The following is a 24659-nucleotide window of genomic DNA, read 5'->3' on the forward strand; positions in this document are numbered from 1 at the left end:
TCAGTACACGTCGCGCACGTAGCGCTTCTCGGCCACCATCTCGCGCTTGTACTCGCGCGCGTCCTCAGAACTCATCCCACCGTGCGTACGGATGATGTCGGTGAGCGCATCGTCGACGTCTCGGGCCATGCGGCCTGCGTCACCGCAGACGTAGAAGTGGCCGCCCTCGTCGAGCCAGCGCCACACGTCGGCGCCGTAGTCGAGCATTTTGTGTTGGACGTACACCCGCTGGGGCTGGTCGCGGGAGAAGGCAAGATCGAGCCGGTTGAGGTGGCCGTCGTCGACCATGTCCAACAGGTCCTCTTCGTAGTAGAAGTTCTGCGCACGGTGCTGGTCGCCGAAGAAGAGCCAGTTCGGCCCGGTGTGACCGAGCGCGCGCCGCTCCTGCAGGAAGCCGCGGAACGGGGCGATCCCGGTGCCCGGCCCGACCATGATCATCGGCGTGTGCGGCTCCTGCGGCGGCCGGAAGTGCGGTGAGCGCTGCAGGAACACCGGAACCGGTGTGCAGTCGGGCAGGTCGGCCAGGTAGGTCGACGCGACGCCACCGCGAAGGCTGCCGTCGGGGCCGCGGTACCGCACCACCGATACGGTCAGCTGGATTTCGCGCGGGCTGACCAGCGGGCTCGACGAGATCGAGTACTGCCTGGGGGTCAGCCGAACCAGCACCTCCTGCCACAGTTCCGGGTCGGCGCGTACCGAGAACTCGCCCACCAGGTCGAGCCCGTTGCGGTTGACCGACCACCTCTCGAGCGCGCCGCGGTCGTTACGCAGCCGTGTGGCCAGACCCGGCTCCCGGCAGTGGTCAACGACGAACGTCACCAGGTTGGACGTCACTTTTCCGACGTCGTAGTGCCATGTCAGCGCGTCCCGAAGCGCGAGTTGCACGCCGTCGACGACGACAGCCTCGTCGCCACGGAAACCGGTTGCCGAGAGCCATGTTTGGACCACGGACGCGGAGTTGACCACGCACACGCCCAGCGAGTCCCCCACCGAGTACGCGACGTCGTGCGCGCTGATGTCGAAGCCGAACTGCCGCACCTCCTTGCCCGACCCGTCGGGTGTCAACCGGATGTTCCGGCACAGTGGTGCTGAAATCGGATTCGCCCGGGTGAACACCGCGGGGGCAGCCGCAGCCGTGCGCTGCGGTGACACGGCGGGGGTGGCAGGTGCGGCAACCAGGTCGACGACGGAATCTGCCCAGTGCGCCAGGGGCTGGTCGTCGTAGGCCTCGAATTCGGCGCGATCGAGGATCCGGGTGGCGCCCAGTTCGGCGAGGCGGGTGTCCAGAGATTTCGCGTACCCGCAGAAATTGTCGTAGGACCGGTCGCCGATGCCGAGCACCGTGTATCGCAGACCTGTCAGCGACGGCGCTTCGGATGACTCCAGACGTTCCCAGAATTCGGCCCCGTTGTCCGGCGGCCCGCCGTCGCCGAAAGTGCTGGTGACGATTACCACCTCGGCGGCCTCGGACAGGTCGGCGAGCTGGACGTCGTCCATGGCGCGCAGCCGGGCGCCGCCGAGGCGTTCACCGAGCCTGCCCGCGAGCTCCTCGGCGTTGCCGGTCTGCGACGCCCACAGCACCAGCGGCCCCGCCTCGGTGACCGCGTCCGGCGCGCCGGTGTCGAGGCGGGAGTGGCGCCCGGCGAGCAGCCCGTTCACCCAGAGCCGTGCCCGCGCCCCGATCGGCGCACTGGGGGGCAGCACCGGAACGCCTGGGGCGCCGTCGTCGATTCCCGCGAAAAAACCGGCCAGATAGACTCTTTCGTCATCGCTGAGCTCGGGCGCGCCCGCCGGAACCGGCGTATCCGACTCGACCGGCAGCGGTGTCAACCGCACCGCGCACACCTTGAACTCCGGCTGCAACGAGTCCGGATCGACGGCGTCGCTGGTGACCGCGTTGATGGTCAGGCCGTCGCCCTGCTCGTCGTTCCAGTGGAACGGCACCCAGGTGTTGCCCGGCCGCACCCGGTCGGTGATGACGGCGGGCAACAGTGCACGACCGCGCCGCGACGTGATCTCCATCGCCTGTCCGTCGGAAATCCCCAGCGCTGCAGCATCATCAGGGTGGATCTCGATTGATGGTCCCGGGTTGAGCTTGTTGAGTTTGGCCACCCTGCCTGTCTTGGTCATGGTGTGCCACTGATGCTGCAACCGGCCCGTGTTGAGAATGAACGGGTAATCGTCGTCGGGTAGCTCGGCGGCATCCAGGTGCGGGCGAGGATGGAATATCGCGCGCCGGGACGGGGTCGCGAACGCCAACCGCGGCCGGTGCCCGTCGGCGTCGAGGAACAGATCCTGGGAGACGCCGTCGTTGAGGTACCGGATCGGGTTGCGGTCGCGGGATCCGCCGGGGCTGCCCTCCGGGGGACACGGCCACTGCACCGGGGTCTCGCGGAGTCGCTCATAGGTGATCCCGCGCAGGTCGTATCCCGTGCGGGGATTGTGGAACCGGCGGATTTCCTCGAAGATCTCGTCGCTGGATTTGTAGTCGAAGTGGTCGCCGAATCCCAGATGCCGCGCCACGCCGCAGATCAGTTCCCAGTCGGGCCGGGCATCGCCCGCGGGCGGGATGGACTGCTGCATCAGGGTCAGGTTGCGGTCGGAGTTGACCATCACGGCGTCGGCCTCGGCCCACAGCGTGGCGGGCAGGATGATGTCGGCGTACCGGTTGGTCGCAGTGTCGGCGTAGGCGTCCTGGGTGATCACCAGCTCAGCCGCGTGTAGGCCCGCGATGGTGACATCCCGATTGGGCATGCTGACAACGGGATTGGTGCAGATAATCCACACGGCCTTGATCTCACTGCCCACCTGCCGGAACATCTCGACGGTGCCCGGCCCGACGTCCGCGCGGATGCTCCCCGGCTCCAGCTCCCATTGCTGCTCGACGAAGGCCCGGTCGTCGGCCGACAGCACCGCCCGCTGCCCCGGCAGACCCGGCCCCATGTATCCCATTTCGCGTCCGCCCATGGCGTTGGGTTGTCCGGTCAGTGACAGCGGACCACTGCCGGGGCGGCAGATGGCTCCCGTGGCCAGGTGCAGGTTGCAGATCGCGTTGGTGCTCCAGGTGCCGTGCGTGCTCTGATTCAAACCCACTGTCCAGCAGGTCATCCACTCCCCCGCGTCGGCGATCATCGTCGCCGCGGTGCGGATGTCGACCTCGGAGAGCCCGGTGATCGCGGCGACACGTTCGGGCGGGTAGTCGGCCAGGAAGTCCGGCATCGCCTCCCAACCCTCGGTGTGCTCGGCGATGAATTCGCGGTCGATGGCGCCGTTTTCGACCAGCAGGTGCAGGATGCCGTTGAGCAGCGCGAGGTCGGTGCCGGGCCGAATCGCCAGATAGAGGTCGGCCCGCTCCGCGGTGGTGGTGCGGCGGGGATCGACGACGATCAGCTTGGCGCCCGCCTTGAGTCGGTCGGCCATCCGCAGGAAGAGAATGGGATGACAGTCGGCCATGTTCGAGCCGATGACGAAGAACAGGTTCGTGCAGTCGAAGTCGGTGTACGAGCCGGGCGGGCCGTCGGACCCCAGCGACTGCTTGTAACCCGTTCCGGCACTGGCCATGCACAGCCGCGAGTTCGACTCGATGTGGATGGTGCGCAGGAAGCCCTTGGCCAGTTTGGTGGCCAGATACTGCGACTCGATCGACATCTGGCCCGAGACGTAGAGCGCCACCGCGTCCGGTCCGTGCTCGTCGATGATCGACCGCAGCCGCCGTCCCGCTTCGGCCACCGCATCGTCGACGTCGGCGGCCACCGGATCCGCGTCGCGGGAGGGCCGCAGCAACGCCGTCGTCAACCGACCCTCGGTTGCGGCCATCATCTCCGCGTGCGTGGCGCCCTTGGTGCACAGCCGCCCGAAGTTGGTGGGGTGCAACTTGTCTCCGGACACCCGGGCGATGACGGGCACGCCGGTGGCGGGGTCGGTGCGGGTCTCCACGGAGATTCCGCACCCGACCCCGCAGTACGAGCAGGCGGTTCGGGTCATGCTATCCGGTGGGCACCGGCGTGGACGTGCGCCCGATCGTCTCTCCGGCATGCGCGCGGTGCTCGTGCAGCCGCAGGAACACGAACCAGGTGACGAATGCGCACACGATGTAGAACGCGAGGAAAACCCAGAATGCGTTGGTCGCCGACTTGGCATCGCCGACGTAGGAGGCCCGCAACACGATGTTGATGAACACGCCGCCGAGTGCGCCGACCGCGCCGGCAAATCCGATCAACGCCCCCGACATCGCGCGAGACCACGCCGCCTTCTCGTCGCGGCTGAGGTCGTCGCGGCTCTGGGCCTTGGCTTCGAAGATCGACGGGATCATCTTGTAGGTCGATCCGTTACCCAGCCCGGACAGGATGAACAGCAGTATGAACCCGGCAACGTAGCCGATCATCTGCGCGCCGGTGGGCGCACCTGCCGCTCCGTCGTCCAGGACCCCGGTCCCCACGAGTATTCCTGCGGCGAACATCATCGCGACGAACACGTAGAGCGTGATCTTGCCTCCGCCGACACGGTCGGCGAGCTTGCCGCCGAACGGCCGGGAGATCGAGCCGAGAAGCGGCCCGAGGAACGCGATCTGCGCAGCGTGCAGCGAGGCCTGTGCGGGCGTGTCCCCGCCTGCGAGGTAGTTGATCTGCAGCACCTGACCGAACGCGAACGAGAAGCCGATGAAGGAGCCGAAGGTGCCGATGTACAGAAAGCTCATCACCCAGGAGTGCTTGAAGCGCATGGCCTCCACGAGCGCACCGAAGTTCGACTTCTGGTTGCGCAGGTTGTCCATGTACACGGCGGCGCCGACGGCGGCGACACTGATCGCGACAAGGTAAATGGCACAGACGATCTCGGGGCGGGTGTTGCCCAGCGTCGCGATGACGAGCAGGCCGATGAGCTGGATGACGGGCACACCGATGTTCCCGCCGCCGGCATTGAGACCCAGCGCCCACCCCTTGAGCCGCTGCGGGTAGAACGCGTTGATGTTGGTCATCGAGGAGGCGAAGTTTCCGCCGCCGAGGCCCGCAAAGGCGGCCACCACCATGTAGGTGGTGTAGGAGGCGGGGTTCTTCATGAAGTACAGCGCCAGCACCGTCGGGATGAGCAGCAGCAGCGCGCTGACGATCGTCCAATTGCGGCCACCGAACTTGGCGGGGGCGATCGTGTACGGGATCCGCATGAACGCCCCGACCAGGGTGGGCACCGCGACCAGGTAGAACTTGCCTGCGGCGTCGATGCCGTAGACGTCCTGCGGCATGAACAGCACCATGACCGACCAGATCGACCACACCGAGAAGCCGACGTGCTCGGCGACGATCGACCAGATCAGATTCCGCTTCGCCACCGCCTTTCCGGGGACCCCGCCGCCGGTGCCTTCCCACGCCTCGACGTCTTCGGGGTCCCAATGTTCGATATCGCGTGTGCGGGCCGCCGCCGGAGTCGCGCTGATTGCCATGGTGGAAGTCAACTGCCAGGGCATTCCGCACCCATTGCACGTCGATGACCCCCGTGAAAACTCACCCTCACACCGCAGGGCAGCTCACAGTGAGGGGTTGGGACGGTGATCAGGGGGATCCACGTCCGACTCGCTCGGGAAACGAACTCGAAACAACGTGCTCATAGCTTCGGGGCATGACCGACGAGCGCTTGCGCGAGGAGTACTGATGTCCGACGGAAGCAGTCCCCGTTTCCTGCAGGGCGCCTACGAATTCGCCGGCGGCGGGTACGACAAGCCCGTGCCGCTGGACGACTCGCTTCGCTACGTCGTGCCCCCTGGAGCCACCACCCAACCCGTGTACTTCCGGGGTGGCAACTCGACGAAGCAGATGGTCACCGTGGTGTTGTTCCGTGACGGCACGCCGATGCGGTACTTCCCGATCGCGGCCAAGGGCGCCACTCACGTGGCGTTGCGGGTGGTGGAGGATCTGCTCGCCGACACCGTCCTTGAGCTCTACGTCGCGGCGCCGGACGGGGTGACCGGGACCGTGATCGTCGACCTCGGCCTGGTGGAGTTCTAGTGATGAGCGCCTGCGCGACAAGCCGAGAATTCTGATGGCCCAGCATCTTGTGGTCGTCGGCAACGGTATGGCCGGTATCCGCGCCCTCGAGGAGATCATCGCGAGGGGCGGGCGGGACCACTTTGAGATCACCGTCTTCGGCGACGAACCGTACGGTAATTACAACCGGATTCTGCTCTCCAACGTGCTCGCCGGAGTCGATGACCCGACCGAGATCTACCTCAACACCCTCGACTGGTATGCGGACAACGGGATCGATCTGCGCGCAGGTGTGCGGGTGGTCCGCATCGACACCTTCGCGCACCTGGTGCACGCCGATGACGGGACCACACTGCACTACGACAAGGTGATCCTGGCGACCGGCAGCCGCTCGTTCTTTCCCCCGATGGCGGGCCTGTGGTCCGACGACAAGACGCTGGCGGACGGTGTCTTCGGATTCCGCACGCTCGACGACACGGCGACGATGATCGCCGAGGCGGCCAACCGCACGAAGGCGGTCGTGATCGGCGGTGGGCTGCTCGGTCTGGAAGCCGCGCGCGGGCTGCAGAGCCGCGGGATGACCGTCGACGTCGTCCATGCCGGGCCGACTCTGATGAACGCTCAACTCGACGACCCGGCGGGCGCCATCCTGCGTAAGTCGGTGGAAGATCTGGGAATCGGTGTGCACACCGAGAGGCGCACCACCGAGGTGATCGTCCGCGACGACGGCAGACTCGAAGGGATCGTCTTCTCCGACGGGACACGCCTGGACTGCGACATGCTGGTGATCGCGGCGGGCATCCGACCCAATATCGGTCTGGCGCAACGCGCGGGGCTGACCGTCGAGCGTGCGATCGTCACCGACGACCACATGCGTTCGGTGGACGACGACGACGTGTATGTCGTCGGCGAGTGCGCCCAGCATCGCGGGCAGGTGTACGGCCTGGTGGCACCACTGTGGGAACAGGCCAGAGTGCTCGCCGACCACCTCACCGGAGCCGATGCCGCGGCGGCCTACCACGGGTCACGCGTGGCCACGAAACTCAAGGTGGCCGGCGTCGACGTCGCCTCGATGGGCGTGAAGGCGCCCGAGCATCCCGACGACGAGTTCGTCCAGTACTCCGAACCCAAGCACGGCGTGTACAAGACGATCGTGATCCGGGACGGAAAGCTGGTGGGCGCAACCCTTGTCGGCGACGTGTCCAAGGTGTCGTTCCTGACCCAGGCGTTCGACAGCGGCCTGCCGCTACCCGATGAACGGGTCGCGTTGCTGTTCGACATCGGCACGCCGGATGTCGGTGTCGGTGTCGCCGAGCTGGCCGACGACGCCCAGGTCTGCAACTGCAACGGCGTGTCCAAGGGCGCGTTGGTGGCCTGCGTACAGGGTGGCGAAACGTCGGTCAGCAATGTGATGGCAAAGACCAAGGCCGGCAAGGGGTGCGGCTCGTGCAAAGAACTGGTCTGCCAGGTGGTCGAGTGGGCGGCCGGGGGCGCCGTCACCGAGGATCCGTCTGCGTCGTGGTACGTGCCCGGGGTGCCGTATGACAAGCCGACACTCATGCACCACATCCGTGAGCTCGAACTGCACTCCGTGTCCTCGGTGTTCGCTGCGCTCGCACCCGACGGCAAGGAGGACGCCGGATCGAAGATGGCGCTGGCGTCGCTGCTGGAGATGATGTGGGCCGACCAGTTCGTCGACGAGCGCGACGCCCGCTTCATCAACGACCGCGTCCACGCCAATATCCAGCGCGACGGCACCTTCTCGGTGGTGCCACAGATGAAGGGCGGTGTCACCACCGCCGGCCAGCTGCGCAAGATCGCCGATGTCGCCGAGAAGTATGAGATCCCGATGATCAAGCTGACCGGTGGGCAGCGCATTGACCTGCTCGGGGTGCCCAAGGAGCACCTGCCCTCGGTCTGGGCCGATCTCGACATGCCGTCGGGCTACGCGTACGGCAAGAGCTTCCGCACCGTGAAAACCTGTGTGGGCAGCGACTTCTGCCGCTACGGCGTCGGCGACTCGACAGCGCTGGGAATCGCGATCGAGGAGCGGTTCCAGGGGCTGGCCAGCCCGGCGAAGATGAAGCTGGCCGTCACCGGGTGCCCACGCAACTGCGCGGAGGCGCTCTGCAAGGACCTCGGGGTTGTCGCGGTGGACGGAGGCCGCTGGGAGATCTACGTCGGAGGGGCGGCCGGAGCGCATATCCGCAAGGGCGACCTGCTCGCCACCGTCGAGGATGCGCAGACCGTGATGACGCTGACCGGGCGCTTCCTGCAGTACTACCGTGAGAGCGCGAACTGGCTTGAGCGCACGTACAAATGGGTGCCTCGGGTGGGCATCGACCATCTCCGGGCCGTCCTCGTCGACGAGCCCGACGACGCCTTCATCGCCGGGCTGGACGCCAGGATGCAGAAGTCGGTGGACGCCTACCGCGATCCGTGGCAGGACGGCCGCGAACCGGCGTCGGTAGGGCAGTTCAAGTCGTCGTTGCCGCTGCTGCCGCTCCCCCAGGTGCCGGTGCGATGAGCACCTTGCGCAGTGATGAGCCGTCAGGCGAAGAGCCATCGATGAAGAGCCGAGGACACCGATGAGCGTCGGAGTCAGCATCGACATCGGCTCGCTGGACGAGATCCCGGTCGGCGAGGGCCGCACGTTCGCGATAGACGGCACGCAGATCGCGGTGTTCCGGTTGCGCGATGACACGCTGCGCGCAATCGACGCGGTCTGCCCACACCGGGGTGGCCCGCTCGCCGACGGTCTGGCCGATGACCGGGTGATCGTCTGCCCGTTGCACAACCACACCTTCGACCTGTGCACCGGTAGTGAGGTTTCCGGCGCCGACATGTCGGTGCGCAGTTATCCGGTCGAGGCAGTCGACGGGACAATCCGCGTCACGCTGTGAGGAATACTGGCCGCACTTCTCGAGTTAGGTGACGTATCACGTAGTCGTCGAACTGAGGAGCACGCCATGCAGTACGCCATCATCGGTGCGGGAAACATCGGCACCGCGGTCGCCGGCCACTTCGCCCGGACCGGTATCGAAGTCGGACTGGCCGCGTCGCGGGGCGTGCAGGCGCTGGGCGACATCGCGTCCCGGACCGGGCCGGCGGTGACGCCCGTCGAGGTGGACGACGCGCTCGACGCCGACATCGTCATCCTGGCGGTCCCGTTCGAGGCGGTCCAGGAACTGGTGGGCCGCATCGCGGACTGGCAGGGCAGGATCGTCGTCGACGCCACCAACGCGATCGACTACACCGACTTCTCCCCCGCCGATCTGGGCGGCACCGCGTCCTCGGACCTCGTCGGCGAATGGGCGGCCGGGGCCCGGGTGGTGAAGGCATTCGGCCACACCTGGGCCAAGGTGCTGGCCCGCGAGCCGGGCGACGGGAACGGCGGCAAGCGTGCGCTTTTCGTCTCGGGCAACCATCCGGACGCAAATGCCACGGTAGCTCATCTGATTTCACAGTTCGGTTTCGAACCGATCGATCTCGGGCGCAATGCCGAAGGCGGGCTGCTCCAGCAGTTCGGCGGGCCGCTGACCACCAAGAGCTTCGTCTCGCAGCCGATCGGCGGCGCGAACCCCGGCGAGATGGACCTCGTCAGCGCGTGAATCCGGAGAACCACTCCACGATGGTGTCGGCGAACAACGTCGGGTCCTGACCGTGCATCGAGTGGCCCATCATCGGAAACGATCGATAGGTGATGGACGGTCCCGCGTCCCGAACCAGCTGGACGACCCGCTCGGCCTGCGGGTCGGCGCAGGCACCGATCAACCCTCCCGAAGCCTCGTCGATCATGCGGAAGTGATGGGTGAACAGCACGGGAACCTTGACGTGGCTCAGCATCACGTGGTGGGGGCAACTCGCCGCGAATGAACCGGTGATGAAGGCCTTTCCCCACTCGGGGTCGTACTCGCGGAGGTTCTGCGACGGTTCCGCGGTGCCCACGACCAGGGCGACGTGCACCTGCCAGTCGGCGAGTTCACGCGGCACCGCGTCGACGAAGCCGTCCCAGTCGCCGACACTCCACTGATCGCCCAGATAGTTGGCCCACATTCCGAACAGCGGCCCGATGCTGTCGGTGACGGCGGGACCCACCTGCGGGTGGGTCTCCGCACTGAAGAACGGCGGATCCTCGTAGCACGCGGCGATCACCTGGCCGGGCTTGGCGTAGGCCGACAGCCACGCACTGGCCAGACCCCCGGACGACAGCCCACTGATGAACGCGGGCCGCCCGACCACCCCGTCGAGAAACCGGACGAGGTCATTGCCGACGTTGTCGAGTGTGTACCGGTGCGGCGTCCGCGTCGAGCGTCCCTGCCCGCGCAGATCGACAGCGTGGACGTGGAAATGTTCGGCCAACAGCGGCATCGCGGCCTCATACCCCCACCACGACTCGGACTGGCCGGGGATGAGCAACAGCGGAGGGCGGCTTTCGTCCCCGGCGACGGCGTAGTTCAGCGTCACCTCACCTGTGTCGAAGAGCTGTTCGGGGTATTCGTGCGCGACATAGGTGGCTTCCGGGGCGTGCGGCCCGAAAGCGCCTGCGTACCTTCCCATGCCCTCAGACTGTCACACCGCCGGCGATCACTCCTGCGGCTTCACCGCCAGCACCGGCTTCGGGCACTCCAGGATCAGCTTCTGCGCGACGCTACCGAGCAGCAGTTTGCCGACCGGGTTGCGGTGCCGGATGCCGACCACCAACAGGGTCGCATCCGCGCGCTCCATCGCGGTGAGCAGCTCGTCGGCCGGGTCGACCCCGAACGGCTGGATGATCTCGAACGCCACACCACACTCGGCGAGCCGGCCTTCGACGTCGTGCACCTCGGACTCGCCCGCGAAGCGCGGGTCGACATATGACTCCCCCGACGTCGCGTTGATCACCAACAGGCTGGTGTCGCGGAGCTTGGCCTCGGAGATGCCGTGCTCGAGTGCGGCGTGTCCGAAGGCGTCCGCGGTGTATCCGACAACGATCATGACTGCGACGCCTTCGCTTTCTGGTCCTTGTCGTCCTCGACGATCAACAGGCTTTCCTCGCTGCGGTGCATGAGCCGCAGCACCAGAGGCGCCAGCAGCAACAACGCCATCAGCACGTAGGTGATGATCGCCACCGGTTCGGTGTACAGGCTGCCCCATTCCCCGCTGCCGAGCTGCAGGCTCTGCCGCAGCTGACGTTCGATCCGCGGTCCGAGGATCACGCCGATGATCAAGGGCAGCACGGGCAGCCCGAAGCGGCGCATCATCAGGCCCATCAGCCCGAAGATGAGCAGCAGCACGAGATCAAGGGGCTGCAGGTTGACTGCGAACGCGCCGAGTGTGGCGAAGAACAGGATCCCGGCGTACAGGTACGGCCGCGGCGTACGCAGCAGCTTCGCCCAGAGCGGCGCCAACGGCAGGTTCAGCGCAAGGAGCAGGAAGTTCCCGATGAATAGGCTCGCGATCAGGGTCCAGATCAGCAGGGGTTCCTTGTCGAACAGCGTGGGTCCGGGCTGGATCCCGTAGGACACGAAGGCCGTCAGCATCACCGCGGCGGTGGCATTGGTCGGCAGGCCGAGCGACAGCATCGGCACCAAAGTGCCTGCGGCCGAGGCATTGTTGGCCGCCTCGGGGCCGGCGACGCCTTCGATCGCGCCCTTGCCGAACTCTTCGGGATGCTTGGTCAGCTTCTTCTCGGTGATGTAGCTCAGGAAGGTCGGCAGCTCGGCACCGCCGGCGGGCAGCGCGCCGAACGGGAACCCGTAGGCCGTGCCGCGCAGCCACGGCTTCCAGGACCGCTTCCAGTCCTCCTTACCCATCCACGGCCGGCCCACCGGGATGACCTCGGCGGGACGGCGCCGCAGATGCGCCGCGACCCACAGTGCTTCGCCCAGTGCGAACACCGCGACCGCGATGACCACGATGTCGATGCCGTCGGAGAGCAGCGGCAGACCGAACGTGGCGCGCGGCTGACCTGTCAGCGAGTCGATGCCGACGATTCCGATCGCCAGACCGAGAAGCAGTGAGATCACTCCGCGCATCTTCGACGAGCCGAGCACCGCGGTCACGGCGACGAGGGCGAACAACATGATCGCGAGATAGGAAGGTGCACCGAGGGTGACCGCGAATCGGGAGATTGCCGGGGCGAACGCGGCCAACAGCGTGGTGCCGATGGCGCCGGCGACGAACGACCCGATGGCCGCCGTCGCGAGCGCCTGGGCGGCTCGTCCGGCCTTGGCCATCTTGTTGCCCTCCAAGGCGGTGATCACCGACGAGGACTCTCCGGGCGTGTTCAACAGGATCGATGTCGTCGAGCCGCCGTACATGCCGCCGTAGAAGATGCCGGCGAACATGATGAACGCGGCACTGGGGCTGACGTTGTAGGTGATCGGCAGCAGCAGCGCGACCGTCATCGCCGGGCCGATGCCCGGCAGCACGCCGACCGCGGTGCCGAGCAACACACCGATCACGGCGTACATGAGGTTGGTCGGAGTCGCCGCCTCGGCGAACCCCTGCAGGAGCCAGTCGAAGTTCTCCATCTACAGAATCCCATCCAAGATGCCTGCGGGCAGCGGGATTCCGAGCCCGGAGTAGAACGCGTAGAAGCTGGCGACACCCAGCACCGCACCGATCGCGAAGTTGCGGACGTAATGCCGGCTTCCGAGAACGGTTGCGCAGCCACCGAAGAACAACGCGCTGGCAATCGTCCAGCCGAGCGGTTCAACGAGCACGATCAACAGCACGAACAGCCCGACGAGGAGCCCGACGGTGCGCCAGTCGCTGGGCATGTCGGGATCGATGTCCTCGCCCGCGTCGGCCTCCCCCTTGAGCCCGCGTGGGATCGCGACCGCCAACACGACGGCCATCACGAGCAGGCCCACCCCGATGATGATCGGAAAGAACCGCGGCCCGACGGGATCCACCTCGGCGTATCCGCCCGGCATGGTCATCGCGTCATAGAGGAGGAACGCGCCGACCGCGACCATGACCGCACAGACGATGTACTGCGCGTAGTCCGGCTTCTCGTCGACCGCCGACTCCACCTCGGTAGTCACGTGTTCGCTGCTCATACCAGCCCCAGATCCGTCAGTGTCGACTCGACGCGTTGGTCTTGTTCGGCGAGGAAGGCCTCGAAGTCAGGGCCCGTCATGAAGGCATCGGTCCACCCGTTGGTCACCAGCGCTTCCTTCCATGCATCGGTGGCATGCAGTTCCTCGAGGATCTTGACCATGGCATCGCGGTCCTCGTCGGAAATGCCCGGTGGCGCAAGCACTCCGCGCCAGTTTGTGAAGGTCAGATCGATGCCGGACTCCTTGAGGGTGGGCGCGTCGATTCCCTCGACCCGCTCCTCGCCGGACACCGCGAGCACGCGCACCTGTCCGGACTCGATCTGGTCGACGTACTCGCCCAGGCCGGACGTCCCTGCGGCGATCTTGTTGCCCAGCAACGCCGTGAGCAGGTCGCCGCCGCCGTCGTAAGAGATGAAGTTGACCTTCGTCGGGTCGACGCCGACAGCTTTGGCGGTCTCCATCGGGAACAGATGATCGGGACCGCCGGGGTTGGATCCGCCGCCGAGAGTGACTTTGGCCGTGTCGGCCTTCCAGGCGGCGACGAAATCCTGGACCGTCTTGAACGGCGAGTCGGCGGGAACCAGGATGCCTTCCTGCTCTTCCACCACCTTGGCCAGCGCGGTCGCATCCGAGGCGCGGGCCGTGGAGCCGTTGGTGAAGACGGCGCCGACGACGCCGAGCCCCATCATCATCATCAGGTCGCCGTTGCCGCGCTCGTTCATCAAGCGCGCCATCGCGACGGTGCCGCCTGCGCCGATGACGTTGAACACCTCAACGCGGCCGGTGATGTCGTCGTCTTCCATGATCTTCACCGCGGTGCGGGCCGTGAGGTCATACCCGCCGCCCGGGCTGTTGGGCACCATCATGCGCAGGCGGTGCAGTCCGCTCTCGTCGCCCCGGGTCACCCCGCAGGCCGAGAGCAATAAAGTGGCGATCATGGCCACGGCCACGGCGCAGACCACGCCCCGGCCTTCTCGGTGCCGGCCTGATCCGAACATGTCGTCCCCAATCACTTGGTTGTGATGCTCAGCAATACTGGACCCCGAGAGTGACTCAGGTCACTGATACGGACACAAAGGAAGTAGTGGTCATTAAGAACACGCGGTCAGCACTGGTGGGCCTGCTGCGGGGGCGCAGCCTGGCCGGCCAGTTCCTGGTGTTCCAGCTGGTGGTGGTCGCCGTGGTGTTGGTGGCGGTGGCTGCTGTGTCGGTGGCGCAGTCGACCAGCGAGTTCCGTCAAGTGCGGGGTCAGCGGATGATCGCCGTCGCCGAGAACATGGCCGCCACGCCGATCGTGCGGGACAGGTACGCCGACCCCTTCGCCGGCAGCACACTCGCTCCGGATGTCGACCGCGCCGTCGCGTTGTCGGGGGCCACCCTCGCCGAGATCGTCGGACCCGACGGCACCGTGCGCGCGTCGTCGGATCCGTCGCGCATCGGCGCCCGCGTCGACCTCGGACCCAGCCGCGCCGACGAAGGCCGCGCCTGGTTCGGCGACGCCGACATCGACGGCAAGCACAGCCTCGTCGGACAGGTGCCGATATTGTCCACCAACGGAGACGTGCTCGCCATCGCGTCGGTGAGCGAAATGTACCCGTCGGTGTGGGCGTTGCTCAGCGGCGCCGGGGAAGGTCTGCTGGTGTACCTCGGACTCGGCGCGGCGTTGGGCCTGGTGGCGTCGTGGCTGCTGTCCCGGCGGATCAAGCGACACACGAGGGGACTTGAGATCGCTGATATCGCAAGCCTCGCTGACCATCGGGAAGCCTTGCTGCACAGCATCCGCGAAGGCGTGATCGCGGTGAACACCGACGGGGAGATCACGCTGCTCAACGACAGCGCGCAAGACCTACTCGGCGTCCCCGGTGACGCGGTCGGCCGACGGGTGGACTCCGTCGGAATCGACGCCGCAGTGGTGTCACTCATCCTGTCCGGCGCGAGCGGACACGACGACGGGGACAACGTCATCGCGACCAGGACCCGGGTGTTGGCACTGAGTCGGCGGGCGGCGACCAGCCAGGGCCGGCGCATCGGCACCGTCACGACGATGAGGGACAGCACCGAACTCGCGGCACTGCAGGGACAGCTGTCGTCGCACAAGAGCGTCACCGACACGCTGCGCGCACAGACACACGAATTCGCCAACCAGCTGCACACGATCTCCGGGCTGGTGCAGCTCGGCGAGTACGAGGCGGTGCGTGACCTGGTCGGCACGCTGACCCGCCGCCGCGCCGAGATCAGTGATGCCGTCACCCAACACATTTCCGATCCTGCCGTCGCCGCGCTGCTGATCGCCAAGACCTCGCTGGCGGCCGAGAGCGGCGTCGCGCTGCACCTGGATCCGGCATCACACCTCGCAGCGCTCGAACCGGCCCTGGCGACCGACGTGATCACGCTGCTGGGCAACCTCATCGACAACGCGGTCGATGTGTCCGTGGGCGCACCGGATGCGTGCGTGACCATCGGCATCGACGATCGGGACGGCTTGACGATCTCGGTGCTCGACACCGGGCCCGGTGTGCCCGAACACCTCCGCGAGGCGATCTTCGCGCGTGGCGTCACGTCCAAGTCCGACGTACCGGGCGGGCGGGGCATCGGGCTGGCGCTGGTGCGGCTGGTGACGGCGCAGCACGGCGGCACGATCGAGGTCAGCGACGGACCCGGCGGCGGAGCCCGGTTCCTGGTGCAGCTGAGGAAGGGAACCGTCGATGCGTGACGTCCTCGTCGTGGACGACGACTTCATGGTCGCCGAGATTCACCGCCGATTTGTCGATCGTGTCAATGGTTTTCGGGCCGTCGGCGTCGCCCGTACCGGTGCTGAGGCACTGGCCGCGATCCGCGAGCTACGGCCACAGCTGATCCTGCTCGATGTCTACCTGCCGGATATGACCGGCCTCGATGTGCTGCAGCGGCTGCGTTCCGAAGGCGACAGGGTGGATGTCATCATGATCACCGCGGCGCGTGAGCTGGACACCGTGCGGGGCGCGCTCGACGGCGGAGCCGCCGACTACCTGATCAAGCCGTTCGAATTTCCGCAGCTGGAAACCAAGCTGCAGGCGTATGCGACGCGTGCCGACGCACTGCAGTCGGCCGGCGGGGTGGACCAGTCGTTGATCGACGCGCTGTTCGGCGGCCCGTCCGTCTCCACGGCCAAGGTGCTGCCGAAGGGTCTCGGCGCGGAGACAGGCGAGCTGGTGCTCACCGCGGTGCGTGACGCCGGTGAGGTGTCGGCCGCCGAATGTGCTGATCTCGTGGGGATTTCACGGGTCAGTGCCCGGCGCTACCTCGAGCACTATCTCAGCACCGGCGCTCTCGAGCTACGCCTGCAATACGGTGTGGGCCGCCCGGAACGCCGGTACCGGATGTCGGCGGGCTAGACGACACGGCGGTCCACGATCGTCCCGGCGCCACTCCCGTCGGCGATCGTCGCCCCGCTCGGGCTGGACAACGTGACGACGAAACTCTCATTGCCTTCCATGACGGTGTCGCCGAACACCACCACAGTGATCGACTTCCTGGTCTCTCCCGGTGCGAACGTCAGCGTGCCGTTGGTGGCGGCGTAGTCGCTACCGCCTGTGGCCGTGCCGTTGGACGTCGCGTACTGCACCGTCACCGTCTGGGTCGACGGCGCCGCGAGGGCGACTACGAACTGTGCAAGGACGCCCGGGCTGCCTTCGTCGAAGTCGAACTGGATGGCTTCCAAGTAGGCCATCTTGTCGGTGTTCACCGTGTTCCAGTCGTTGGCGAGGATGCCGCCGGTGTCGGTGGAGTTCGGGTTCCACGACCAGAATGTCCACGACATGTCCTGGGTCCCGGCCGGGATGTCGATGGTGCCGTTGTTGTCGAAGTCCCCCGACAGGTAGGACGTGATCGCCTCGTACCAGATGACGTCCTTCGGGTCGGTGAGCTTGGACCCGAACTCGCCCAGGTAGATCGGGGCGATGTTCTGCTCGTAGATGTAACCCCACATCTGCTCGAACTTGTCCGGCAGTGCCGCCCCGAAGTTCGCGGTCTGGAACCACGGCTGGTTGTAGACCGAGTTCGGGTAGTCATGCGGTGAGTAGACAACCCGATTGGGCACGTTCAGCACGATCGGACGGTCCTTGACACCCATCAGATTGCCGCCCCACCAGTAATTGTTGCCCTGGTAGGTCTCTACGCCCTCCACGAAGATCAGCCATTTCGAGTTGACCGACAGCACGGCGTTGCCTGCTCGCTCGGCAGCCGCGGCCCAGTCGGTGGCTCCCCCACCGCCCCATGTTCCGTTGTGCGGTTCGTTGTGCAGGTCGGCACCGATGACCGTCGGGTCGTTTCCGTACCGCTGCGCCAGCATCTTCCAGTCGGCGATCCACGCCGCCTCCGTGTAGGTGCCCTCGTACCAGAGCCCGTTCCCGTTGGGCCCGGCGCCTGCGCTGCTGCGATGGTGGTCCAGGATGACCCGCATGCCGATCTCGCCGGCGTACGCGACGATCTTGTCCATGATCTGCAGTGAGCTCAGCCCGACCAGGTCGGGATTCTTGGTGAAGTCGATGCCGGTCGGCGCCTTGGTGGTGTGCAGGCTCTCGCTGGAGTAGGCCAGCCGGATGGTGTTGAAGTCCAGCGCGGCCATCTGGTTCATCATGTCTTTGTAATTGCGCGTCCACAGACCGTGCGGCGTGAAGATGTCACTTTCCATGCCGAACCAGTTGACGCCGGCGATCTGCACCGGGTTGCCTGCCGAGTCGACGATCTGGTTGCCCGCGGTCGTGAACCAGCCGGGCGCGACGCCGGTGCCGGGTGCGCCCTCGGTCACCGACGCGTCGGAGATGCTCAGCGACACGTTGGGCGGGATGCCGATGTCGTCGTTGGTGATGGTGCCCAGCGCGACACCGTCGGCGATGCTCGCTCCGTTGGCATTCGACAGCGTCAGCGTGAAGGTCTCGTTCTGTTCGACCGTGGTGTCGCCGGTGACGGAGACCTGGATCTGCTGGGACAGCACTCCGGGCGCGAAGGTCACCGTGCCCGTCTTGGCGGTGTAGTCGACGCCCGCCGCAGCGGTGCCGTTCGACGTGGCATACGCGACTGTGACCGGACTCGTCGACGACTTCGACAACGTCACGACGAATGTCATCTGCGTTGCGCCGCTGTTGGATTCATTCAATGCCGCGTCGGCGACGGTGATGCTCGGCGCTTGCACCGGGCTCGACTGGCCGTTGACGGAGAAGTTGGTGGCCGTTGCGGAGCCGCCACCCGGGGTGGCCTGGAAGCCGAAGCTGACGGTTTGGCCGGCAGCGACGTTGGCGTTGTACGACACGTTGCGCACCACATAGCGGGTACCCACCCGGCTGACGATCTCGGCGTTCCAGATGTTGCTGATCTGTGCCGGCGTATCGAACTCCACCGTCCAGCCGTTCAACCCCGACGAACCGGCCGTCACGGTCACCGCCCCGGTGAATCCCGAGCCCCAGTTGTCACTGACCACAAAAGCAGCCGACGAATTCCCGGGCGTGGGCGTCACGACATCGTCGTTGGTGATCGTGCCGACCGCCGAACCGTCGGCGATCGTCACACCCGTGGGGTTCGACAGCGTCACCGTAAAGGTCTCATTGGTCTCCACAGCAGTATCACCGGCGACAGCAATACTGATCTGCTGACTGAGCACACCCGCCGCGAACGTCACCACACCCGACTTCGCCGTGAAATCACTGCCACTGGCCGCAGTCCCGTTGGCCGTCGTATACGCCACACTCACCGGCGCCGTCGCCGCCTTGTCCAACGTCACCGTGAACACAATGTTCTTCGTCCCACTGTTACCCTCAGCCACCGTCGCATCCGCCACCGTCACCTTCGGCAACACCGGCGCCACATCGTCGTTGGTGATGGTCCCGACCGCCGAGCCGTCAGCGATCGTCACACCCGTCGGATTCGACAACGTCACCGTGAACGTCTCATTGGCCTCCACCACAGAATCACCGGCGACAGCAATACTGATCTGCTGACTGAGCACACCCGCCGCGAACGTCACCACACCCGACTTCGCCGTGAAATCACTACCCGCAGTAGCCGTCCCGCCCGCCGTCGTATACGCCACACTCACCGGCGCCGACGCCGCCTTATCCAACGTCACCGTGAACACAATGTTCTTCGTCCCACTGTTACCCTCAGCCACCGTCGCATCCGCCACCGTCACCTTCGGCAACACCGGCGTCGGGTTCTGGACGCCGTTGACCGAGAAGTTGGTGGCGGTTGCGGAGCCGCCACCCGGGGTGGCCTGGAAGCCGAAGCTGACGGTTTGGCCGGCGGCGACGTTGGCGTTGTACGACACGTTGCGGACCACATAGCGGGTGCCCACCCGGCTGACGATCTCGGCGTTCCAGATGTTGCTGATCTGTGCCGGCGTATCGAACTCCACCGTCCAGCCCGCCAACCCCGACGAACCGGCCGTCACGGTCACCGCCCCGGTGAATCCCGAGCCCCAGTTGTCACTGACGACGAACGCAGCCGACGAATTCCCGGGCGTCGGTGTCACGACGTCGTCGTTGGTGATCGTGCCGACCGCCGAACCGTCGGCGATCGTCACACCCGTTGGGTTCGACAACGTCACCGTAAAGGTCTCATTGGTCTCCACCGCAGTATCACCGAGCACAGCAATACTGATCTGCTGAGACGTCACCCCGGCCGCGAACGTCACCACACCCGACTTCGCCGTGAAATCACTACCGGCAGTAGCCGTCCCGCCCGCCGTCGTATACGCCACACTCACCGGCGCCGACGCCGCCTTGTCCAACGTCACCGTGAACACGATGTTCTTCGTCCCACTGTTACCCTCAGCCACCGTCGCATCCGCCACCGACACCTTCGGCAACACCGGCGCGACGCCGTCGTCGTTGGTGATGGTGCCGATGGCGCTGCCGTCAGCGATCGTGGCGCCTGTCGGGCTGGACAGCGTCACGGTGAAGGTCTCGTTCGACTCAGCGAGGGTGTCGCCGATGATGTCGACGTGTACCGTCCGCGACGTCACCCCCGCCGCGAATTCGATGACACCGCTGGAGGCGGTGTAGTCGGTACCCGCGATCGCCGTGCCGTTGGAGGTGGTGTAGCGCACCGTCACTGGCTGCGTCGACGGCTTGCTCAGCGTGACCACGAACATGAAATGCGCGTGATCCCCGTTGCCTTCGGCAACCGCCAGGTCGGCGATCGAGATCGACGGCGGCAGTCCGGCAATCGGGTTCACGGTGCCATAGTCGTTCCAGGTGGCGCTGAAGCTGCCCGCAGCCGCATTGGTGCCGGACGCGTAGTTGGTGGCCTGGCCTATGGTCCCCGGGTTGTCGCGGGTGAGGGACCACATCGACAGCATGCCCAGTCCCTTTGCGCGAGCGAAATTCTCCAGCGCCTGCGCGTCTGCGACGGTGAAGACCTCGGTGAGGACGTCGTTGACACCGATCATGGGGGTGACGCCGACCTGACCCCAGCTGAAGGTCTGGCCGAACTGGCTGAACAGCGTGGTCATCTGGGCGTAGGTGGACTCAGCGGCCGCAATTGCGTACGCGCCCATGGTTTTGGCGTTCGGGCCGCTGGTGGGCGCCGCTGATTCGCCGTAGTCCATGGCCATCACGTTGATACCGTCGAGCTTGACGCCCGCGGTGAGCGCCGAGCGGACCACGTTGATGCCGTCGGCCGTCAATCCGGTGGGCAGCACCGGCAGCGTGTACCAGATCTCCAGGTCGGGTTTCTGCTGCTGGAGCAGCTTCAGCGCCTGAGCGTTCAGTGCGATGGATGCTGGTTCGGCCGCCGCGGCGCCCTCGATGTCGAAGTCGATGCGGTTGAGCTTGTACGTGTTGACGACGCCGGCGTACGCGTCCGCCAGTGCCTGCGCGCTGAGCCCGCGGGCAGCATAGTACTGCGCGAGGCTGGTGCCCGCCGCGCCGCCGAGCGAGATCATCACGTCGCCGCCCGCCGCCTGGAATGCCGCGATGGACTGGTTGATCGCCTTGGCTTGTTCGTGGGCGGAATCCGGGGCCAGCACGGACAGGCCGGCCCACGCCAGCTTTCCTTCGGGCGTCGCCTGAAGGAAGCCCAGCGTCAACAGGGAGGTCCCGCGCTGCTGCGCGAAGGTCAACAGGTCGGGTACCGGCCAGAGGCCCATGTCGACATACGGAGCGAAGTAAGCCTCGCCCCAGAGGGCGTCGCCGGGATTGCCGGAGTTGAGCCCACCGATGCCGGGCACGACCACCGTGTCGTCGTCGGTGATGGTTCCGGTGGCGGAGCCGTCGCCGATGGTGACGCCCGCGGGGCTCGACAGGGTCACGAAGAACGTCTCGTTCTGCTCGACGACGCTGTCGCCGATGACGTCCACGTGCACCAGCTGCGAGGTGACGCCGGGGGCGAAGGTGATGGTGCCCGTCGTCGCGGTGTAGTCGACGCCTGCGATGGCGGTGCCGTTCGACGTCGCGTAGTTCACCGTGACGGTCTGCGTCGACGCCTTGCTCAGCGTCGCGGTGAACATGAAGTGGCTGTGCTCGCCGTTGCCTTCGTTGACCGAGAGATCGGAAATGGACACGGCAGGAGGGGTGCTCGGCGTCTGATCGATGTCGTCGTTGCGGATGGTGCCCACGCCGGAGCCGTCGGCGATGGTGGCGTTGACGGGTGACGAGAGCGTGAGCGTGAACTGCTCGTCGAGTTCGACGAGGGTGTCGCCGTTCACCGAGACGGTGACGGTCTTGGATGTCTGCCCGGGCGTGAAGGTCAACGTCCCGACGACGGGGGCATAGTCGCCGCCTGCAGCGGTGGCGGTGCCATTGCTGGTGCTGTAGCTGACGGTCACCGATTCGGTCGATGCCTTGGACAAGAAGACGATGAAGCTCATCAGGGCGGTGCCGGCGTTGCCTTCGGCCACACCGGCGTCGGTGACAGACAGCGTCGGCTGCGAAACCGGTTGTGGTGCATTGTAAATGAGGGTACGCCACTTCGTGACTGATCCGTCGTCAAGCGCGACGATGTTGCTGGTCTGCAGCTCGCCGATCGCCACACCGGTCAGCGTGTAGGACTGGTTGTTGCCGACGATCGCGATGCGGGTGGACCCGTTGACCTCGGTGACGTCGAACTCGTGGGCCTTGAACCAGCCGAAGTCCAGCTTGTCCTTGCCGGGGTCGAACGCGAGCGTTGTGTGAGCACCGTAGTTCCACGCGATCGTGGTCGTGGTGCCTGTCTGCCCGGTGGGCGGTTGGCCGTTGCCGGCCTTGGTGGGCCAGGTGTTGGTGCCTGCGATCGGAACCCCCTGGGGCAGCACCTGAGAGTCGGGCACCGTGCCGATGCCAAGCTGCAGGTGCAGCCGGTCTTCCCGCACCTGGGCGCTGTGGAAGACGAAATTGCGCGCCGTGAGCTGAGTCTTGGTGACACCCTGCAGGATCAGCGCCTGACCGGTACCCGAATTCGAGATGACCACGCCCTCGGGAGTGTCGGCCATGTACAGCTGCTCGCGGGTGCCGAAGTAGCGGAAGTCGACGACATCGGTGGCGGCGTTGAACGCCACGCGGTCGATCTGGCCCACTTCGTGGGAACGCGCATAGACGGTGTTCGGCTTGGCGGTGACACCCTGCTCCCAGGCCAGCGCGCCCGACAGGTCCTGGCGTAGATGGTCGTTGATGACCGGGGTGAAGCTGTCGATCGTGAGCTGGCTCAAGGAAACGCCCGTGATGATCGCCGTCTCGCCGGACCAGGGATTGCGGAAGCCGACGCCCTCCGCCGTGTCGACGACGATGAAGTTGTGCACCGAGACGTCGCCGAGGTCGAGCTTGTCCTTGGCAGGGTTGAAGCCGACGATGTCAGGTCCGGACGTGGTGACCTGATAGATGGTCCCGGTTGCGGCCGTGACAGCCAGCGCGTTGCTGACTTTGGCGCTCTTCTGCGACGTCGCCTCCGCGACAACGCCGTTGGCGCCGACGGTGACGGTCACGGGAACCTGCGATCTGGTCGGGGTCACCGAGATCAGGTGGAAGCCTGCGTCACGCACCTGGATCACGAAGGAGTCGCTGCCGGTCACCGCCGCCAGCGCCGGGTTGACGGTGTAGGTGAACACGCCGGAATCGTCGACCGTCACCGTTCCCCGGGTCGGGGCCTGGACCACTGAGTAGACGAGCCTGTCCCCCTCGGGGTCGGAGGCGGTGATGGATCCGGTGATGACACCGTTGAGCGGCTGGCTGGTCGAGGTCAGCGCAGCGGTCGGACCGTTGTTGGCGAAGATCCGCTCCATCTCGCGACGGATCGCGCCGAAGACAGCGGTGACGAACTCGAAGGCAGGCAGCGGAGCATTGCCGTTGTCGGCTGACGGGCCGATACCCAACAGTCCCAGGAACTTCGACACTATCTCTGCCAGCCCCGAGGACGCGACGGCGATATCGGCGGCCTGACTTCCCGGCGCGTCGACGGCGGTGGAGCGCAGCGACATCGTGGCGGCGCCGTCGGTGGATTCGTCCGCGCTGACGCTCGCGCCGGTTGTGGGGTGGTCGTCCACGGGGCCGGCCGCAGTGTCCGCGTCGACGTCCGCGGCGGCGGTGTCGGGCGTTGCCGTGCCCGGAGGCGCTTCGTCGTCGGGTCGGGAGATCGTCCGGTCGTGGTCGTTGTCTGCGATGGTGTCCTGCTGGGCCGGGTCATCGTCGACGCTCTGTGGCTCTTCGCCGCCGACCGGCACGCCGACGTCGGTGCCGGACTCCTCGGTGGCGGACTCCCCTGTGCCGGACTCCTCGGTGGCGGATTCGTCGGTGCCGGACTCGTCGGTGTCGGTGTCGACGACTTCCTCGGCCTCGTCGACGGAGTCGGTGAGGTCATCGTCCGTGTCGCCGGAGGCATCCTCGGCAGGAGATGACGGTGAACCTGGCCCACCCGTGCTGCCGGCGCCGGCGGCGCCGCTCTCGGCGGCGGCGTCCGCGCTGGATTCGCCGGTGGTGTTGTCGTCGGTGGGATCGGCGGCCGCGATGGCCGGAGCAGCGAGCCCGATCCCCAGCGCCACAGCTAACGCACCGACACGACCAACAAATCGTCCGTAGCCCATCAGCAACGTCCTCTCATCTAATTCTTGCTGCCCGACATCTGGGCTGTGGCTTTCGTCGTCCGGAATCATCGCCGTGATATTGACGACTACGAAATGAATAAAACACGAGTCGAAGCGGATCGTCAAGAAACCACGGCAGGTGCGATGGCGATGCCCGTCCCTGGATTACCGGTGTGCGCAAGCAAACGTGACTCAAAAGGTTTGTTAGTCGATTTACCTCTGTAAATATGCTTTACACGGCGCCCTGTTACATCTCAGCGAACTACACCGTGTCAAGGTCCGTACCAGCGATACGGCACCCCATGCCAATACCCCGGGAAGCGGTCACGCTCCGCGCTGTGCGGGTTAGCGCGACGACAAATTCTGCGGAAAAAGATAGAGAAATACGCCGCGATTTCGCGATCAGGCCAGCATGAGTGGCGATGGGCAAACCATATGAGTCCATCACGACTCGTTGCCAACGCCGAGAGCAAACACCCAACCGGGCCGCGCTACTGGAATCCCAGGGACCAGATCGTGGCGGCGACCCCATCCAACCCACCGTCACCAACCCGCTTCGTGATTCTCAGGTGTGTGACGATCGCGAACACGCGGCACCCCAGCGGGTCA

The 24659-nt window shown here is 66.2% G+C and carries 14 protein-coding genes; 6 read left to right on the forward strand and 8 right to left on the reverse strand.

All coding sequences use genetic code 11. The annotated features are described in order from the left end of the window. Together EL337_RS16820 and EL337_RS16825 are read right to left on the reverse strand one after the other, a co-directional pair. Positions 1-3984 (reverse strand): bifunctional nitrate reductase/sulfite reductase flavoprotein subunit alpha, encoded by a 3984-nt coding sequence (locus EL337_RS16820; RefSeq protein ID WP_048631707.1) that lies wholly within the window; start codon positions 3982-3984, stop codon positions 1-3. A 1-nt stretch (position 3985) separates the two neighbouring features. Beyond that, positions 3986-5437 (reverse strand): nitrate/nitrite transporter, encoded by a 1452-nt coding sequence (locus tag EL337_RS16825; RefSeq protein ID WP_048631866.1) that lies wholly within the window; start codon positions 5435-5437, stop codon positions 3986-3988. A gap of 208 nt (positions 5438-5645) precedes the next feature. Between EL337_RS16825 and EL337_RS16830 the strand changes: the two genes are divergently transcribed. The 4 genes from EL337_RS16830 (at position 5646) to EL337_RS16845 (ending at position 9589) form a co-directional block, all read left to right on the forward strand. Continuing rightward, complete coding sequence (locus tag EL337_RS16830; protein ID WP_048631708.1) at positions 5646-5999, forward strand: hypothetical protein; 354 nt, start codon at positions 5646-5648, stop codon at positions 5997-5999. A 34-nt stretch (positions 6000-6033) separates the two neighbouring features. Further along, complete coding sequence (nirB, locus tag EL337_RS16835; RefSeq protein ID WP_048631709.1) at positions 6034-8505, forward strand: nitrite reductase large subunit NirB; 2472 nt, start codon at positions 6034-6036, stop codon at positions 8503-8505. Positions 8506-8566: 61 nt separating this feature from the next. Next, positions 8567-8881, forward strand: a complete 315-nt coding sequence (nirD, locus tag EL337_RS16840; RefSeq protein ID WP_048631710.1) for a nitrite reductase small subunit NirD — start codon at positions 8567-8569, stop codon at positions 8879-8881. A gap of 66 nt (positions 8882-8947) precedes the next feature. After that, positions 8948-9589, forward strand: coding sequence for an NADPH-dependent F420 reductase (locus EL337_RS16845; protein ID WP_048631711.1), 642 nt, complete (start codon positions 8948-8950; stop codon positions 9587-9589). Here EL337_RS16845 and EL337_RS16850 read toward each other — a convergent pair. From EL337_RS16850 to EL337_RS16870, 5 genes are read right to left on the reverse strand one after another with little or no spacing between them, the layout of a single operon-like run. Beyond that, positions 9579-10538, reverse strand: coding sequence for an alpha/beta fold hydrolase (locus EL337_RS16850; protein ID WP_048631712.1), 960 nt, complete (start codon positions 10536-10538; stop codon positions 9579-9581). The two genes, EL337_RS16845 and EL337_RS16850, sit on opposite strands and share 11 nt — an antisense overlap. Before the next feature lie 27 nt (positions 10539-10565). Further along, positions 10566-10955 (reverse strand): universal stress protein, encoded by a 390-nt coding sequence (locus tag EL337_RS16855; RefSeq protein WP_048631713.1) that lies wholly within the window; start codon positions 10953-10955, stop codon positions 10566-10568. Next, positions 10952-12493 (reverse strand): tripartite tricarboxylate transporter permease, encoded by a 1542-nt coding sequence (locus tag EL337_RS16860; protein WP_048631714.1) that lies wholly within the window; start codon positions 12491-12493, stop codon positions 10952-10954. Before EL337_RS16860 ends, EL337_RS16855 begins: the two co-directional genes overlap by 4 nt. After that, positions 12494-13024 (reverse strand): tripartite tricarboxylate transporter TctB family protein, encoded by a 531-nt coding sequence (locus tag EL337_RS16865; protein ID WP_048631715.1) that lies wholly within the window; start codon positions 13022-13024, stop codon positions 12494-12496. Then, positions 13021-13962, reverse strand: a complete 942-nt coding sequence (locus EL337_RS16870; RefSeq protein WP_109860077.1) for a Bug family tripartite tricarboxylate transporter substrate binding protein — start codon at positions 13960-13962, stop codon at positions 13021-13023. Before EL337_RS16870 ends, EL337_RS16865 begins: the two co-directional genes overlap by 4 nt. A gap of 146 nt (positions 13963-14108) precedes the next feature. On the opposite strand from EL337_RS16870, the gene EL337_RS16875 reads away from it, so the two are divergent. Then, complete coding sequence (locus EL337_RS16875; RefSeq protein WP_232786761.1) at positions 14109-15737, forward strand: sensor histidine kinase; 1629 nt, start codon at positions 14109-14111, stop codon at positions 15735-15737. Further along, complete coding sequence (locus tag EL337_RS16880; RefSeq protein WP_048631717.1) at positions 15730-16398, forward strand: response regulator; 669 nt, start codon at positions 15730-15732, stop codon at positions 16396-16398. The genes EL337_RS16875 and EL337_RS16880 overlap by 8 nt, the downstream gene beginning before the upstream one ends. On the opposite strand, the gene EL337_RS16885 is transcribed toward EL337_RS16880, so the two are convergent. Beyond that, positions 16395-24050 (reverse strand): Calx-beta domain-containing protein, encoded by a 7656-nt coding sequence (locus EL337_RS16885; protein WP_048631718.1) that lies wholly within the window; start codon positions 24048-24050, stop codon positions 16395-16397. The two genes, EL337_RS16880 and EL337_RS16885, sit on opposite strands and share 4 nt — an antisense overlap. Positions 24051-24659: the final 609 nt, after the last annotated feature.

It is taken from the genome of Mycolicibacterium aurum, assembly GCF_900637195.1.
Classification (GTDB): domain Bacteria; phylum Actinomycetota; class Actinomycetes; order Mycobacteriales; family Mycobacteriaceae; genus Mycobacterium; species Mycobacterium aurum.